At 75.7% G+C, this 16,141-nt stretch carries 13 protein-coding genes; 7 read left to right on the forward strand and 6 right to left on the reverse strand.

What is annotated here, in order from left to right:
- The first annotated feature begins 144 nt into the window (after positions 1-144).
- The 3 genes from ACI79U_RS16085 to cysC all read left to right on the forward strand — a co-directional run bounded on the left by ACI79U_RS16085 (position 145) and on the right by cysC (position 1,616).
- On the forward strand, positions 145-285 hold the full coding sequence (locus ACI79U_RS16085) for a hypothetical protein (RefSeq protein ID WP_457070260.1): 141 nt from the start codon (positions 145-147) through the stop codon (positions 283-285).
- A 111-nt stretch (positions 286-396) separates the two neighbouring features.
- A complete protein-coding gene (locus ACI79U_RS16090) occupies positions 397-546 on the forward strand; it encodes a hypothetical protein (RefSeq protein ID WP_457070262.1) in 150 nt (49 codons plus the stop codon).
- Between the two features lie 41 nt (positions 547-587).
- Complete coding sequence (gene cysC, locus ACI79U_RS16095) at positions 588-1,616, forward strand: adenylyl-sulfate kinase (RefSeq protein WP_457070264.1); 1,029 nt, start codon at positions 588-590, stop codon at positions 1,614-1,616.
- A gap of 12 nt (positions 1,617-1,628) precedes the next feature.
- Here the strand turns inward: cysC and ACI79U_RS16100 are convergent, their stop codons facing one another.
- The 4 genes from ACI79U_RS16100 to ACI79U_RS16115 all read right to left on the reverse strand — a co-directional run bounded on the left by ACI79U_RS16100 (position 1,629) and on the right by ACI79U_RS16115 (position 8,056).
- On the reverse strand, positions 1,629-3,125 hold the full coding sequence (locus ACI79U_RS16100; protein WP_457072810.1) for a hypothetical protein: 1,497 nt from the start codon (positions 3,123-3,125) through the stop codon (positions 1,629-1,631).
- Between the two features lie 86 nt (positions 3,126-3,211).
- Positions 3,212-4,723: a sugar transferase gene (locus ACI79U_RS16105; RefSeq protein ID WP_457070268.1), complete on the reverse strand. Its 1,512-nt coding sequence runs from the start codon at positions 4,721-4,723 to the stop codon at positions 3,212-3,214.
- Positions 4,724-5,027: 304 nt separating this feature from the next.
- On the reverse strand, positions 5,028-6,311 hold the full coding sequence (locus ACI79U_RS16110; protein WP_457070270.1) for a hypothetical protein: 1,284 nt from the start codon (positions 6,309-6,311) through the stop codon (positions 5,028-5,030).
- A 254-nt stretch (positions 6,312-6,565) separates the two neighbouring features.
- A complete protein-coding gene (locus ACI79U_RS16115; RefSeq protein ID WP_457070272.1) occupies positions 6,566-8,056 on the reverse strand; it encodes a hypothetical protein in 1,491 nt (496 codons plus the stop codon).
- Between the two features lie 366 nt (positions 8,057-8,422).
- On the opposite strand from ACI79U_RS16115, the gene ACI79U_RS16120 reads away from it, so the two are divergent.
- Positions 8,423-9,712, forward strand: a complete 1,290-nt coding sequence (locus ACI79U_RS16120) for a hypothetical protein (protein ID WP_457070274.1) — start codon at positions 8,423-8,425, stop codon at positions 9,710-9,712.
- A 22-nt stretch (positions 9,713-9,734) separates the two neighbouring features.
- On the opposite strand, the gene ACI79U_RS16125 is transcribed toward ACI79U_RS16120, so the two are convergent.
- Entirely contained in the window at positions 9,735-11,198 is a 1,464-nt protein-coding gene (locus tag ACI79U_RS16125) for a hypothetical protein (protein ID WP_457070276.1), read from the reverse strand.
- A 132-nt stretch (positions 11,199-11,330) separates the two neighbouring features.
- On the opposite strand from ACI79U_RS16125, the gene ACI79U_RS16130 reads away from it, so the two are divergent.
- The gene (locus ACI79U_RS16130) at positions 11,331-12,746 is read left to right on the forward strand and encodes a hypothetical protein (RefSeq protein WP_457070278.1); all 1,416 of its coding nucleotides are present in this window, start codon (positions 11,331-11,333) and stop codon (positions 12,744-12,746) included.
- Between the two features lie 12 nt (positions 12,747-12,758).
- Here ACI79U_RS16130 and ACI79U_RS16135 read toward each other — a convergent pair whose 3' ends face one another.
- Positions 12,759-13,907 carry a glycoside hydrolase family 26 protein gene (locus ACI79U_RS16135; RefSeq protein ID WP_457070280.1) on the reverse strand — a complete coding sequence of 383 codons (1,149 nt, stop codon included), beginning with the start codon at positions 13,905-13,907 and terminating at the stop codon, positions 12,759-12,761.
- Between the two features lie 197 nt (positions 13,908-14,104).
- Between ACI79U_RS16135 and ACI79U_RS16140 the strand changes: the two genes are divergently transcribed.
- Both ACI79U_RS16140 and ACI79U_RS16145 read left to right on the forward strand, forming a co-directional pair.
- Positions 14,105-14,992, forward strand: a complete 888-nt coding sequence (locus ACI79U_RS16140; RefSeq protein WP_457070282.1) for a glycosyltransferase — start codon at positions 14,105-14,107, stop codon at positions 14,990-14,992.
- Positions 14,989-16,110, forward strand: a complete 1,122-nt coding sequence (locus ACI79U_RS16145; protein WP_457070284.1) for a glycosyltransferase family 4 protein — start codon at positions 14,989-14,991, stop codon at positions 16,108-16,110. The genes ACI79U_RS16140 and ACI79U_RS16145 overlap by 4 nt, the downstream gene beginning before the upstream one ends.
- The last annotated feature ends 31 nt before the right edge of the window (positions 16,111-16,141 follow it).

Here is a 16,141-nt window from a genome sequence, read left to right on the forward strand (position 1 = left end):
CCCCCCCCCCCCCCCCCCCCCCCCCCCCCCCCCCCCCCCCCCCCCCCCCCCCCCCCCCCCCCCCCCCCCCCCCCCCCCCCCCCCCCCCCCCCCCCCCCCCCACGCAGGGGTGCTGGAACGGCGAACTGCTCGCACACTGAGCGGGTGACCCGACTCCCGCGTGCCGTGCGGCCGTCGCTCCCGGCGCGCCTGCACCTCCACCACTGGCGCCGGCTGGGCGACGACCCGTTCAGCGGTGCGTCGCTCTACCGCTGCCGCTGCGGAGTGGTCCGGCCCGGCATGTAGCCGTCCGAGTGCCGGCCGTCGCCCACCCGGGGGACGACCGTGACGCCGAGTTCGCCGTCCGGACGTCCGTCGTTGGCCGTCCCGCCGCCGGCCGGGCCCACCCTCCGTGGCGTGCCGACCTCCGCCACCCGCCCGGCGACGCCCGCCCCACCCGCGCGCCCGCAGGGCCACGTGCACCGTTTCCGCACCCGCATCGACGACCCGTTCAGCGGCTCGACGTTCTACGCCTGCCGCTGCGGCCTGGAGCGCCCCGCGCTCTGACCCGGCCGCGGCGCCGGCAGGCCGCTTGCCAGACTGCACCCATGGCGCCGACCCGCACCCGGCTGACGCACGCCCAGCTCGCCGACCTCGCCCGGCACGCCTTCGGGCTGACCGCGGGCGCGGCGGACCTGCCCCCGGCCGAGGAGTACGAGGACGCCGAGGGGGTGCTGGTCGCCACCCGCACCGACGGCGCGCTCACCGTGCGCGAGGTGCCGCGCTGGCGGTCGCCGGAGGCGGTGCGGGCCGAGCTGGCCGCCCGTGGCTGGCCCGAGGTGGCGGCCTGGGTGGGCGCGCCCCCGGCCGACGCCACCCGGCTGCCGGCGGCGGTGCTGGCCCTGCTGCCGGTCGCCGGCACCGCGCCGGACTCCGCCGCGGTCTCCACGCTGGCCGCGGCGTGGGCGCCGCTGGCCCGGGACCGGGCGGTGCTCGTCGTCCCGGTGCCGGTGACCGCGGCGGCGCCGGAGGTGGCGTGGGCCGAGCTGGCCGCGGCCTACGGGGCCACCGGGCCGGCCGGCGTCGGCGCGCCGGCGCCGCTGGCCACCGGCGGTCGCGCGGTGATGTTCACCGGCCTGTCCGGGGCGGGGAAGTCGACGATCGCCGCACGGCTGGTGGAGCTGCTGCTGGAGGCCGGCCGCACGGTCACGCTGCTGGACGGCGACGAGGTGCGCACCCACCTGTCGGCGGGGCTGGGGTTCTCCAAGGCCGACCGGGACACGAACGTGCGGCGGATCGGCTGGGTGGCCGGGCAGATCGCCAAGCACGGCGGGATCGCGGTCTGCGCACCGATCGCGCCGTACGCGGCCACCCGGGCCGATGCCCGGGCGCTGGTCGAGGAGCAGGCCGGCGCGGGCGCCTTCACCCTGGTGCACGTGGCCACGCCGCTGGCCGAGTGCGAGGCGCGCGACCGCAAGGGCCTGTACGCCAAGGCGCGGCGCGGGGAGATCGCCGAGTTCACCGGCATCAGCGACCCCTACGAGGAGCCGACCGACGCCGAGGTCACCCTGGACACCCGGGCGCTCAGCGCCGACGAGGGCGCGCGGACGGTGCTGGCCCACCTCGGGCTCGGCTGAACCGCGGCCGGGTCAGCTGGTACCGAGATCCGCCGCGGGCTGGTCGGCCGCGGTCGACCGGACGTCCCCCGTCCGCATCGCCCGGTGGGACAGGAAGAGCACCAGCACGCACCCGAAGGCCTGGGCGCCGGCCATCCCCCACGCCGCGCCGCTGATCCCGGCCAAGGCGGCGCCGCCGAGGCCGAACCCGAGCAGCAGCGGCGCCTGCAGCGCGGTGACCCGCAGCATCAGGTCCGCACGGCCCATGGCGAGCAGCGGCAGCGAGCCGCCCATGCCCAGCGCGATCAGGCACTGACCGACCCCCACGGGGGCCATCACCTCGCGCGTCCCCTCCCAGGAGCTGCCGAGCAGCTGCTCCCCGACCGACGACGGCAGGACCAGCAGCACCCCGACCACCACGATGCACAGCGCGCAGGCACCGGCCGACACCACGACCGCCGGGCGACGCAACGCCTGCGGCCCCTGGGCGGCCAGCCGCCGGGCCAGCATCGGGATCATGAACGAGGTGAGTGCGCCGAACGCCACCTGGATCGGCCCGAGCACCGTCTGCGCGAACCGGAGCCCACCGGTGGCGACCAGGCCGAGCATGCCGGTGAGCACCGTTGTGGTCACGGTGACCGCACCCATGTTGATGGCGTAGCCGGCCCCCAGCCGCACGCTCAGCCCGGCGTTGCCGCGGAGCCAGCCGAGGCTCGCGCGCGGGGAGACGGTGGCCCGGAACTGCCACAGGCCGAACAGCCCGGCCGTCCAGGCCCCCAGCGCCCAGGCCGCCATGTACCAGCGCAGGTCGTCGACCCCGGTCCAGGCGCACGCCCCCAGCGCGCCGAACTGCACGGCGACCCGGACGGCGTCGTTCGCAGCGGCCCGGCGGGCGTGCCGGGACGCGAAGGAGGCGCTGCGCCAGCTGTCCTGCAGGAACTGGCCCGGCAGCACCACCAGCAGCAGCAGCAGCGCCGCCCCCAGCACGTCCCCGACCAGCAGGCCGGCGACCGCGCACACCACGCCGGCGAGCAGCCCCAGCATGCCCATGGCACCCGACGCCGCGGCCACGGCCCGGGCCCGGGCCTCCGGGGACGCCGCGCTGAAGCGAATCACCAGCGGATCGGTCGAGATGGCCCGGGAGACACCCAGGCAGAAGCTGAGGATCAGGAAGGCGTACGCGAAGGCGCCGGCCGTGACCTGGTCCACCTCCCGCGCCACGACGATGGTCAGGCCGAAGTTGGCGACGCTGGACAACACCTGGTCGACGACGGTCCACACCGCCTGCCCACCGGAGCCGCGCCCGGCCGGGTCGGCCTGGCCGGCGGCGAGCGCCTCCGCGGACCTCTGCCCGGTGGCGACCGCCTCCTCGTCCGTGGGGACGGCGGGTGACGCCGGAGGGCCGGATCGAGAACGGTTCAGCACGGGTTCGCCGGCCCGGTACGGGGTCGGCGGGACGGCGACGGGTGCGGTCGGCGCGACACGACGTCCCTCCCCCGATCCGGCGCCCGGGGCGCCACTGCCGGCCATCACCTCGTGCGATGCCCGGAGAGGAAGCTAACCCGTCCCCCGCCCGTCGTCAGCACCCCCCGCCCCCGGGGGGTGAGGCGCCGGGGTCAGCTCCCGGCACCCCGCACGACCGCACTGACCGTCCGGAGGATGATCTTGGCGTCGAGCCAGAGCGACCAGTTCTGGATGTAGTAGTTGTCGAAGCGCGCCCGGTCGGCGATGGAGGTGTCCCCGCGCAGCCCGTGCACCTGGGCCCACCCGGTGAGCCCGCAGGGCACCCGGTGCCGGGCCTCGTAGCTGGGGTAGGCGCTGCGGAACTGGTCGACGAAGTGCGGGCGCTCCGGCCGCGGGCCGACCAGGCTCATGTCCCCGCGCAGGATGTTGTAGAGCTGCGGCAGCTCGTCCAGCGAGGTCTTGCGCAGGAACCGGCCGATCGGGCTCAGGCGGTCGTCGTGCGAGATGTTCCAGTTCGTCGCGGACTCGGTGTCGTCCACCGGCCGGAGCGAGCGGAACTTCAGCACGTCGAAGGGGCGCCCGTCGACACCGATCCGCTGCTGCCGGAACAGGATCCCCGGCCCGCCGTCCAGCCGGACGGCGAGGGCGAGGACGGCCAGCAGCGGCAGCAGCAGGAGCAGGGCCAGGCCGGACACGGCCACGTCGATGATCCGCTTGACCCGCCACGCCGGGCTCCGGTACGCCGCCCGGCGCAGCCGCACCAGCGGCAGACCCCAGGCGGTGTCCATGTCGCCGTCGACGTGGTGCAGCTCGAACAGCCGCGGGACGACGAACAGCTCGGCCTTCATGCGGTCGCAGGTGCGGATCACGCTGACCATCTCCGACTCCTTCATCGAGGAGAAGGCCACGACGATGTTCCGGATGCGCGCCTCGGTCAGCACCGGCGCCAGGGACGACGGGCCGCCGAGGACGCGCAGCCCGGACGGCGACTCGGTGACCCGCGGATCGGCGTCGAGGAAGCCGATCGGGTGCAGTCCGTACTCGGGGTGGGCCCGGAGGATGTCCGCGATCTGGTTGCCGACCGTGCCGGCCCCGAGGATCAGCGTGCGGTGGGCCACCAGCCGCTGGGTGCGCAGCCGGCGGACCAGGGCGTACCCCGCGGCCCGGAACAGCACGGCGCAGACCCCGGCGACCACGGCCCCCCAGAGGAAGCGCCAGTCGATGATGTAGTTCCGCCAGACGGCCTGCGCCCAGACGATCTGGGCGATGATCGAGATGGCCGCGGCCGAGAGCCAGCGCCCGCCCATGACCGGCAGGTCGTCCAGCACGGACAGCGACAGCCGCGAGCGGTAGAGCCCGGCGAGCCAGAACAGCGCCAGCAGCGTGAGCCCGAAGAAGGCGATCTTCCGCGCGGGGGTGTCCCAGCCGACCTCGCTGCTGACCCACTCGACCCCGACGACCCCGACGCACACGGCCAGCAGGTCCAGCACGACCAGGAACGGGGGGACCCCGTGCTTGGCGAGCCGGCCCCAGAGACCGTTGCCCGGCTCCTCCGGCCAGCCCGCCGCGGTGACGGCGTGTGCCCCGCCCGGGCGCGGCGCGTCAAGGTCCTCGCTGGCTACCTGCCGGACGCGCAGCGCCGGGCGCGCGGAGTTCTCGGTCATGAGTGCGGTGTCCCCCATCCCCTCGGAGTCCTGCCTGCGCGGTGTCCCGCCGGACCCGGTCGAGCGGGGGCGGACGCCCGTTCCGGAGCGCCGCCTCGCGGCAGCCACGTGCCGCCGAGGGGCGTCACGGCCCCCCGACGCGAGCCACCCCACGACCGGGGCTCCTGGGGCACCGGTGACCCGGGAGCGGATGTGACGCTGCCACAGCTCTCACCGTGCGTCATGGCCAGCGGACCCGATCGCGAGGGTATTCCCCCGAACGGTGGAAGAAATCAACCGAACGGAGGCGGTCGATCACGCAAGGTCACTGCGAATCCCCGTGCTCTGCCGACGGCGCTGCCGGGCGGCGGGTCATCGCCCGCCAGGCCAGGGTCATCCCGGTGGCGCAGCCGGCCGTCTGCGCCGCGGCCATGCCCCAGGCGGCCCCCTCGATGCCCAGCCAGATCCCGCCACCCACGCCGAGCCCGAGGATCAGCGGCGCCTGCACCGCCGTGATCCGCAGCAGGAGGTCGGCGCGGCCCATCGCCTTGAGCGGCAGCGACGCACCGATCACGATCGCGTTCACGCACTGGCTCCAGCCGACGGCGGCCATGACCTCCCGCGCCTCGTCCCACGACGCCCCCAGCAGCTCCCGACCCAGCCAGGTCGGGATCAGGAGCAGGACGGCGACGACCGCGGCGCTGATCCCGAAGCAGCCGAGCGACGTCAGGGCCGAGAGCCGACGGAGCGACGCCGGCCCACCGCTGGCCAGCCGGCGGGCGAGCACCGGCACCAGGAACGCCGTGGTGGCACCGAACAGCACCTGGATCGGCCCCAGGATCGTCTGGGCGAACCGGAGCCCACCGGTGGCCGCGAAGCCCAGCAGCGCGGCCAGCACCGAGGTGGCCACGGTGAAGGCGCCCATGTTGATCAGGTAGTCGCTGCCCAGCCGGGCGCTCAGGCCGGCGTGGTCCCGCAGCCAGGAGCGGATCCCGCGCAGCAGCGCCGGGCGACCGAACTGCACCGCCCCCACCACCGCACCGGCCCACGCCCCGACGGCCCAGCTGGCCAGGTACCCGGACAGCCCGGTGGTGCCGGCGGCCACGCAGACGCCGATCCCGGTGAACTGCACCACCACCCGGACCGTGTCGTTGAGCGCGGCCCGGCGCGGGTCGCCGCTGGCGAACGCCGCGCTGCGGTAGCTGTCCTGGAGGAGGTGGCCGGGCAGGACGAGCAGCAGCAGCGCCAGCGCCGTGCCCAGGTCCCCGCGCACCACCAGCCCGACGGCGAGGCACAGCGCGCCGGCGGCCAGGCCCATCGCGGTGCTGGCACCGGCCGCCTGGGCCACGGCCCGGCCGCGGGCGACCGTGTCGGCGGCGCTGAACCGGATGACCAGCGGATCGGTGGACACCGCCCGGGTCAGGCCGATCACCAGGGTGAACACCATGAAGGCATAGGTGAAGACGCCGCCGAGCTGCTCGTCGACCGCCCGGGCCACCGCGATGGTCAGCCCGAAGTTGGCCAGGCTGGAGAGCACCTGGTCCAGCAGCGACCAGGAGGCCCGCACCCGCGTCCGGCCCCGGGGCGAGGGGCTCTCCGGACTGCTCACCACCGCCTCGGGAGCCGGGGTGAGCGACGGGCCCGGCGGACTGCCCGCCGGTCCGGTTCCGCTCACCGGGCCCGCCGACCGGCCCGGGCCAGCAGTGGTTCCGCCGGGCCGGCGCCGGACGCCCCGTCAGGGGCGGACGACCGGGCCATCGAGCTCTCCAAGGGGGTTCTCCGTGACGGCAACACACGCCACTCGTGCCCCGGATGCTGCCAGAGGCAACAGGTGACCCGGGGTTGGTGAAGCAGATCACGCACTCAGGGCGCGGCCCGCTCCCCCGTCCCGGTCAGGGCGACCGCCGTCGCTCCCGTGCCCTCCTCGGACGCCCGGGAGGCGCCTCCCCGCGAGCGGTGCCGGCGGGAGCGCCCGCGCCGGCCGGTGGCACCCGGCCGGGTCACGATCACCCCGGTCAGCGGTCGGCCGGCGGTCGCGAGCCGGTCCCGCACGTCGCTCAGCGCCTCCGGGTCCTCGGTCACCCCGATCACCGCGACGACCGCCGTGGCCTGCCGCAGCAGGGCGAAGGCGGACGAGCTGCGGGACAGCGGTCCGGCGGAGACGAGGAGCAGGTCGCAGTCGGCGGCCGCCCGGCTCAGCCCGTCGGCGACGTCCGCACCGGACCCCCGGCCGGCCGGCCGGCCCAGGACCGCCAGGCGGATGCCGGGCCGCCCCGCCTCCTGGTCGGCGGCCGCACCGGGCCGGCTCCCGCCGGCACCCAGTTCGTCGAGGCGGCGGGCCGGTGCCAGACCGGGGAAGAGCCCCAGCAGCGCCTGGCCCGGTTCGGCGTCGACGACCACCACCCGTCGCCCACGATCAGCCGCCGCCACTGCCAGCCCGCGGACGACCGCTGCGGTTCCGCTCTCCTCGGTCACGCCGGTCACCAGGACCGGCCCGTCGCCGGGCGGCCGCACGTAGTCCAGCGCCACCGCGGTCAGCGCGAATGCCTCGGAGCCGCCCGACACCCCGGGCCCCGAGGCGCGCGGGAGCGGGACGGCGCCCAGCACGGGGGCGCCCGCCGCACGGACCAGGACGGTGGCGTCGGTGATCGGCCCCCGGCGCCCCACGACCGCCGCGAGGGCGGCCGCGGCCAGGGCGGCGAGGACGGCGAGCACGAGGGCGTTGCGCAGCGGTTGCGGGGTGGTCGCCGACTCGGGGGGCTCGGCGGTGTCGACGAGAGCGACGCCGTCGCCGTACACGACCGCCGCGGTCCGGATCTGGTCGGCGGTCACCGGATCCGTCGTCACCGCGATCGCGGCCTGCGCCTCGTCGGCCACCTGCGCCGCGCGGTACTGCAGGTACCCGGCCGCCACCGCGTTGGCCCGCTCGGCCGCCTCCTCCGGGTCGCCGGCCACGGCCTCGACGACCAGCACGTCGCTGTCGGCGGCCGCCGAGACGGTCACGGCCTCGGCGAGCTCGCCCAGCGACGTCCCGTCGTCCAACTCGTCCACCGCCAGCTGCAGCACCCGGGGGGCGCCCAGGATCGAGGCCTGGTTCGCCACGAACCGGGAGGCGTCCCCGGAGGAGCTGCGTCCCAGCGGCTCGAAGTCCTGGCTGGCGGACAGCACCAGGCGGGTCTCGGCCGTGTAGGTGGGCGGCTGGTCCTGGCTGACCAGGTAGCCCCCCACCCCGGCGACCACGGCTGCGCCGACGACGAACCACCGGGCGCGCCAGACGGGCGCCAGCGACAGGGGCCGCCGGGACGGACCGGCCGCGCCGGACGTCCAGCCGGCCGGGCTCGACTGCTCGGGCACCGTTCTCCTCGGGCATGGGGCGGTTCGGTGGCCGCCCAGGGCACCCACTGTGTCATCCGCGCGGCGCCCGCCCGGCGAGCGGCGCCGACGTGTCCCTCCGCGTGGGTGCCCGTGGCCTCCGTCGACCCCTCATCGGCAGCCCCGCGCGGGCGGGTGGTGCGAATGTGACTGGTGTGACGGAATCTCCACCTGGTACTCAGCGTGACCTTTCCGACGCTCAGCGCTTATGTCAGAGTCTGCTCCGCCGGCCTGCGGGCCGGCGGACCACGGGCCGGCCACCGCGCCGCCCCGACGCGCCACGTCACCCGTGGCCCAGCCGGTGTGCCGCTCTGCCGGCACCGCCGACAGACCTGGAAGGGCTCCTCCATGCACCGCCGCCGGTCCCTGTCGTCCTTCGGACGCTTCCGCCTCTCCGCGCTCGTGACCGCCCTGGTCACCTGCCTCCTGTCGCTGGCCGCGGCCACCGGGGGGCTGCAGTCGATGGTCGAGGCGGCCGGGATCGCCGCCCCGGCCCCCGCGCCCACGGCGGCCGCCCCCGCCGTCCCCAGCGCGCCGGACGTCGACCAGCAGCGGCCCGGCACGCAGGGCTCTGCCGACGCCTCGAGCACCTCCGCCGCCGCCCCGGACACCCCGGAGACCGCCCCGTCGGCCGCGGCCGGGACCTCGACCGCCCCCGGCAGCACGGCCCCCGCGCCGGCCCCGGCCCCCGCGCCGGCCTCCAAGCCGGCTCCGGCCTCCAAGCCGGCTCCGGCCCCCGCACCGGCTCCGCAGTCGCGCACCGGCGGCACCACCGGCGGGACCGGTACCGCTCCCGCGCCGGCCGCCGTCGCCCCGCCGGTCGCACCCGGCCGGGAGGCCGATTCGTGGACGCAGGCCTGGACCACCGGCGACACCACCGTGCTGCGCAGCTGGTTCGACGCCAACACCGGCCCCACCCGGGCGATCAGCGGCACCACCGGCGGCGGCAAGATCCGCAGCCAGGCCGACGCCGACCGGCTGGCCGGTAAGACCGTCACCTCCGACATCACCGTCGACTGCACCTGCGTGCTGCAGGAGTTCGCCCTCGTGCGCGCCCAGCTGAAGATCGAAGGCGGCCGCGTCAGCGTCCGCAACGCGCTGATCGACGGGAAGAACGACACCGAGATGGTCGGCGTCTTCACCGCCCGCGGCACGTCCCAGGTCGACGTCTCCCGGGTGGAGATCACCGGCCACAACGACGGCATCCGCGCCTACGCGACGTCCGTGACGGGCGAGTACCTCTACATCCACGGGGTGGCGCCGAGCAACCCGCGGGAGCACCACCAGGACGGCATCCAGACCATCGGCGGGGGATCCGCGTTCGCCCGGTCCTACATCGACATGACCGGCGCGCACACCTCGGCCACCCTGATCAAGCCCGACGCCTCGCCGATCCCCTACGCCCGGATCAACCAGACGGCGATCATGGGCGGCGGCTACACCTTCCACGTGCACGACGGCCCCAAGGGGACCCCGCGCAACGTCGACCTCTCCGACAACCTGGTCGCGCCGGGTTACCGGAACGGGCTGGTCTCCACCTGGAAGCTGAGCAACGTCACCAGCGTGGTGCTGCCGGTCGTGGCCCGGGTCGCGGGCAGCAGCCGGACCGTGGCCCTGGTGGACGGCGCCAAGCTCTGACCGCGGCCCGGGGCCGCACCCGTCACCGCTGGGCGACGGGTGCGGCCTCGGGCGCTGCCGCCGGCTGGGGCGCCGGCGCCACCGGCTCCACCGGTGCGGGCGACCCCGAGGTGCCGCGCGACCGGTGCTGCCGGGCCACGATCACCCCGTCGCAGGAGCGGTCGGCCAGCTGGAGCCGGTAGCGGAAGCTGGCGAGCGTCGGGGCCAGCCGCTTGCCGGCCCGCCGGTCGACGACCAGGACGACCGATCCGGCCTCCCGGAGCAGACTGAACGCCACCGGGTCGGAGAAGATCGGCCCGGCGGTGAACAGCACCAGGTCGTAGGAGCCGGCCACCAGCTCGAGGCACCGGTGCAGCACGGTCGCGCCACCCTGCTGCCGCAGGGCACTGGTGCCCAGCCGCGCGACGTCGACCACCTGGTCGCCGCCGGCCGTCCAGCGGGTGGTGACCTCCTCGACGGGCACCCCGCCGACCAGGTCGTCGAGCGGGCGCCGGGGACGGGACGCCCCGGTCATCCGGGTGAGCCGGCGGCCCGCGACGTCGGCGTCCACGACGAGGACCCGGCGGGTGCGCCCGGCCGAGGCGGCCAGCCCCAGGGCGACCCCGGCACCCAGCTCCCGCTCGTCGAGCTCGGTGACCAGCACCGAGCCGGCCCGGCCGTCCGTGGCGTAGTCCAGCGCGACCAGCGGCATGCCGAACGCCTCCGGGTCCGGCTCCAGCCGGCCCGAACGGGACAGCGCCAGATCGACCTCGCCCAGCAGCGGGGCGCCCGCCTCCTCGGCCAGTTGCACCCCGCTGACCGGTCCGTGGCCGCGGCGCAGGATCGCCACCCCGGCGGCGACCAGGCCCGCGAGGACGGCGAGCAGCGCGCCGTCCCGCACCGGGTTCGGCGCGGTCGGGGCCGTCGGGACCGCGGCCGGCTCGGCGACGGCGACCCCGTCGCCGTAGACCGCAGCCTGGGTGCGGACGTCCGCCACCGCGCCGGGGTCGGCCGCCACCGCGGCCACCGCGGCGTCGGCCACCTCCTGCACCCGCTGGGTGACGTACTGCTGGTAGGCGGCGGTGACCGCGTCCGCCCGGGCCGCGGCGAGCTCGGGGTCGGGCGCCGTCGCGGAGATCACCACGATGTCGCTGTCGGCCAGCGTCGCCACGCTGACGGCCTCGGCGAGCGTCGCCGGGTCGGCGTCGCCGCCCAGCTGCTCGGCCACCAGCTCGAGCACCGGCTCGGAGTCGAGGATCGCCATCTGGTTGGCGAGGTAGCGGCCCGCGTTGGACGGGGAGTTGCCCCCCAGCGGGTCGAAGTTGGCGGTCGCCGAGAGCACCATCCGGCTCTGCGCCGTGTAGGTCTCCTCCTGGAGGGCACTCAGCTGCGCGCCCAGCAGACCCGCCGCCACCGCCGCGCCGCCGATCAGCCAGCGGCCGCGCCACAGGGCGCTCCCGACGACGGACCCCTGACCCGCGTGGGGCTGGTCCCTCAAAGTGGTCACCGAACGAGATCCTCCTACCACCGACGGGATGCCGGCCCGCGATAATCGTTGCACGCACCGCCGGGCTGGGGATCCCGATCGGCGGTGCTGTACCACGATCGGGTCACACACGACGGAGCTCGAGGGAGCGGCATGACAGCAACCGCGGGCAGCGCGCCCCCGGACGGTTCCCCTCCGTCCGCCCCTCCCGCGGTGGCACCGCCGGGGACGACGACCGGGGCGACGACGACCGGCGCGAGCGGGGTGACGGCCGCGGAGCGGTCGGCCGACCTGATCGTGCGCGGGGTCACCACCCTGCTGGTCCTGGTCCTGCTCACCCAGCGGCTGCTGATCCCCGTCGGCGCCAGCCCGGTGCAGGTGAGCCTCCTGCTGACCTACGGCATCGCCGGTCTGCTGCTGGTCACCGGCCTCCTCCGGATCGACCAGCTGCGGGCCGAGCTGCTCGGGATCGCCGCCGTGCTCTGCCTGGCGGCCACGACGATCGCCGCGGCCACCGGCGGCCTGGTCTCGGTGACCTCGCTCGGCCTGCTGCTGGTCCTGTACCTGCTGTGGATCCTGCGGGTCGGCCCGGGGCACACGGACACGCTGCAGCGGGTGGCCCGCAACTTCGTCCTGATGATGGTCGTCTTCGCGCTGATCGGCGTGGCCCAGCTGGGCTCGCAGCTGGCCGGGATCTGGAGCTACACCGACTTCCTGGGCGAGCTCCTGCCCCCGGACCTCTACTCCCAGTCGTACAACACGAACATCCCGCTCTTCTACGGCTCGCCCGTGCACAAGGGCAACGCCTTCGTGTTCCTCGAGCCCTCGTTCCTCTCCCAGTTCTGCGCGCTGGGCGCCATCGTCGCCGTGGTCACCCGGGCGCCGTCGTGGCAGGTCGTGGCCCTCGTCGCCGGGGTGTTCTCCGCGGTCTCGGGCACCGGCATCATCCTGCTCCTCGCCGCGGGCGTGCTGGTCCTCGTCCGCGCCTGGTGGCTGATCCGGCCGGTGCACCTGGCCACCCTGGCCGCCCTGGCGTTCGGCGTGCTGGTCAGCCCGGTGGCCCCGCTGCTCCTGGAGCGGGTGGGCGAGACCGGCCAGACCGGCAGCAGCGGTTACCTGCGGTTCGTGCAGCCCTACACCGAGGTCGCCAACGCCATGATCGCCGAGCCGGTGCGCTTCCTGGTCGGCGCCGGTGCCGGCTCCGTCGAGCGGCTGCTGCCCTCGGTCCGGGACGGCGAGCTGGGCCAGGCCGTGGTCTACACGATCGTGCCGAAGCTGCTGTTCGAGTACGGCCTCCTCGCCGGCGGGGCCTTCGTGCTGTTCATCGTGCTGGCGCTGCTCGACCGGGGTGCGTGGCGCGTCGTCCCCGGCAGCGTGCTGGTGATGATCTTCCTGCTGTCCGGCAGCCTGCTGCAGCCGCACACCGCGATCGTCGCCTGGCTGCTCACCGGGCTCTGGGCCGGGCAGGAGACCCGCATCGACCTGCTGCCCGCCCGGCCGCGCTCCGCCGGCCGGGGGCTGTGGCGCCCCCGGCCGGCGTCCCGGCCGGTGCCCGTACCGCTGACCTGAGCGGCCGGCGGCTCAGCCGCCGTCGGGGCTGCCGAAGAGCTCGAGGTAGCGCTCCCGCGACCGCGGGAAGTCGTCGCCCATCAGCTCGTGGGTGCCCTGCGAGTTCGCGTTCTCGAAGTAGGCCTGGTAGCCCACCCGGTTGTCCGGGTCGGCGATGAACTCCGCCATCTGCTCGATGTAGTACGGGTTGTCACCGCCGCCGATCCCGTCGTTGCGCTCCCACACCCCCCACTCCGGGAGCGACAGCTGCTTGTCGTGCTCGGCGGCGAACTCGCTCCAGAACCGCAGCCCCCGCTCACCGCCGTAGATGTGGTCCTGCCACGCCTCCCGCCGGAGCGCGTCGGCGCAGGTCTGGCCGCAGTCGTCGGGGATCGGGTACACCGCGCCGGTGACGTCGTAGGCGTCGACGCCGACGTAGTCGACGTACTCGTCGCCCGGGTAGTACTCGACGGCGTCGATGCTGCTGACGCCGTTGTTCGGGTTCCAGTCGAACCGGAACTGCTGGCCGTCGACGCTGCGCATGACGTCGACGATCCGGCGCCAGTAGGCGACCCAGGTCTCCTCGTCCTCGCTGGACCAGACCCACGAGTCCAGGTTGAACTCCCAGCCCACCCGCAGGACGGCGTCCTCCTGGCCGGCGTCGACCAGGCCCTCGGCCAGGGTCCGGAAGTACTCGTCGTACTCGCCCCGGGCCCCCTCCTCCAGCGAGGCGTCGACCTCGTCGGGGAGCATCGGGATGCCGAGCACGAGCCGGTACGGGTAGCCGTCCCACGCCTCGTAGAGGTACTCCGGCTGGGAGACGTCCCGCCAGTCCTCGCGGGAGGAGTAGTCGATGGCGAGCTCGATCGGGCGGCCCAGCCACTCCTCGTACGCCTGCACGGCCGACGGTTGCGTCTTCCGGAAGACGCCGACCGCCGTGCCCTGCCAGTCGTCCCGGCTCAGCGGTGCGGGGCTCTCCGCGTCGGGTGGCGGCGGGGCGGGGGCCGGCGGCTCCGGCTCGCTCCCGGTCCACCGGACGATGGCGACGACGACCACGACCAGGGCGAGGGCTGCCGCGACCAGCAGCCACCCGAGCCGCCGGCGGGGACGGCGGGTACCGGTAGGGGGCGCCGACGGCGGGGGTGCGGCCAGGTCGGTGCCGTTGGGCCGGTGCGGGTCCACCGCGCCTCCTCGAGATCATCGGGTGCTGTTGACTGAACGATCGGGTGAACCGCCCTCCGCACCGGGGTCACTCGATCCGACAGCGGGTAGGTTGGCCTGAGCTTATTACGCACAGTGACAGCGGTGGGTTCCCTCGCCCGCCGGGGAGGAGCCCAGGCGTGGCCCATGCAGCGGCGAATGCCCCCGATCTGACGGTCGTGACCGTTGCCTACCGTAGTCGCGCGCTCGTGGCGGAGCTGCTCGACGGGCTGCCCGCCGAGCTGCCGGTGATCGTCGTCGACAACTCCGACGGCAGCGACGGCCTGCCCGACGTGGTGGCCGCCCGTCCCAACGGGAAGTACCTGTCGGGCGGCGGGGTCGGGTACGCGCGCGCCGCGAACGCCGGCGCCGACGCGGCGACCACCGAGGTCATCGTGTTCGTCAACCCCGACACCCGGCCCACCGCGGCCGACCTCGCCACCCTCGCCGAGGACGTCGTCGCCGACCCGCGCTGCGCGGCCAGCGCCGCGGTGCTCGTCGACCCCGCCGGCCGGCCGCGCCTGGGCGTGGGTGGCTGGGAGTTCTCCCCGTTGCGGGCCGCCGCGTTCGCGATCGGGCTGCACAAGGTGTGGCCGAAGGTCGGCCCCTTCGCCCGGCCGGCGGCCGGCGAGCGGCTCGACGTCGACTGGGTCAGCGGCGCGGTGATGGCGATCCGCCGGTCCACCTTCGCCGAGCTGGGCGGCTTCGACGACCGGTACTACGTCTACTGCGAGGACGTCGCGTTCGGCCGGGTGGCACGCGAGCGCGGGATGTACGAGCGGATGCGATCCGACGTCGGGGTGCACGGCAGCTCCGGTGGGTCCGGCGCACCGTCGCTGGAGATGATGCGCCTGCGCGGCGCCTCGCTGACCCGCTACGTGCGCCGGCACCAGTCACCGGTGCGGGCCGGGGCGATCAGCGCCTTCATGGCCTTCGGCTACGCACTGCGGACCGCCGGCCAGCTCGCCGTGCGCAACCGCCGCCGGGCGCAGGAGCACTGGGCCTACGCGGTCGGCCTGGTGACCGCCCGGGCCACGGTGGCCGGCCAGGTGGTGACCGACCGATGACCACACCGGAGCAGGAGCGCGGCCCGCGGCTGTGGCTCGTCGAGCAGTTCGGGCACGGGGGCATCGGCCGCTACGCCGTCGACGTGGCCAACCTCGTCGGCCCGGTGGAGGAGACCGTGGTGGCCACCACCGACGGCGGACCGGTCGACGGGCTCGCCGGCCGGTCGGTCGTCTGGTTCCCGCGGGGGTCCGACAGCCCGGTGGCGAAGGCCCGGGCCGCCGCGGTCGGGCTGCTGCGCGCGGCGCGCTCGGTGCGCCGGGGTGACGTCGCCTGGGTGCCGCTGGGGATCCGCCCGGGGTACGAACGACTGCTGGTCGAGGCGCTCCGCCGGGGTGGGGCGCGCGTGGTGGCCACGGTGCACAACCGCGCCCCGCACGGCAGCTCCGGCAGCTCCACGGCCGTGGTGGCCACCGCGCGGCGGGCGCACGCGGTGGTCGTCCACACCGACGCCATGGCCGACTGGGCCGCCGAGCACGGGCTCCCCGCGGTGCGGTTGCCCTTCCCGCCGCCGGACATCGCCCCGGGCGCCGTCGCCGTCGGGCCGGAGGCCGCCCGCCGGGTCCGCGACGAGCTCGGGGTGCCCGCTGCCGCCGTCCTGGTCGCGTTCCTGGGCTACCTGTACCCCTACAAGGGGCCCGACGTGCTGCTCACGGCGCTCGCCGAGGCCCGCCGGGCCCAGCCGGCCCTCCCGGTGCACGTGCTGATGGCCGGCCGCCCGTCGCCGGAGCAGGACCTGCCGGAGCTGGTGCGCCGCCTGGGCATCGAGGGTGCGGTGACGCTGCAGCCCGGCTGGCTCGAGGAGTCCCGGATGGCGCAGCTGCTGTCCGCCGCCGACGTGCTGGCGCTGCCCTACCGCCGGATCGACAACTCGGGGATGGCGGCGCTGGGGCGGCGCTGGCAGCTGCCCGCAGTGGCCAGCGAGCTGCCGCTGCTGCGCGACACCTACGGTGACGCGGCCGTCTTCGTCCGGCCCGACGACCCGGCGGAGCTGGCCCGGGCCCTGACGGAGCTCCCCGGCCGCCTGGCGGGGCTGCGGGACGCCGCCCAGCGGATGGGCGCCGACGACCTGGAGACGCCCTACCGGGCGTTCGTGCGGGAGTCGCTCGCCGGGACCTGACCCGACAGGGGGTGCGGCCGAGGGCCGCACC

It is taken from the genome of Modestobacter sp. SYSU DS0904, from assembly GCF_054051115.1.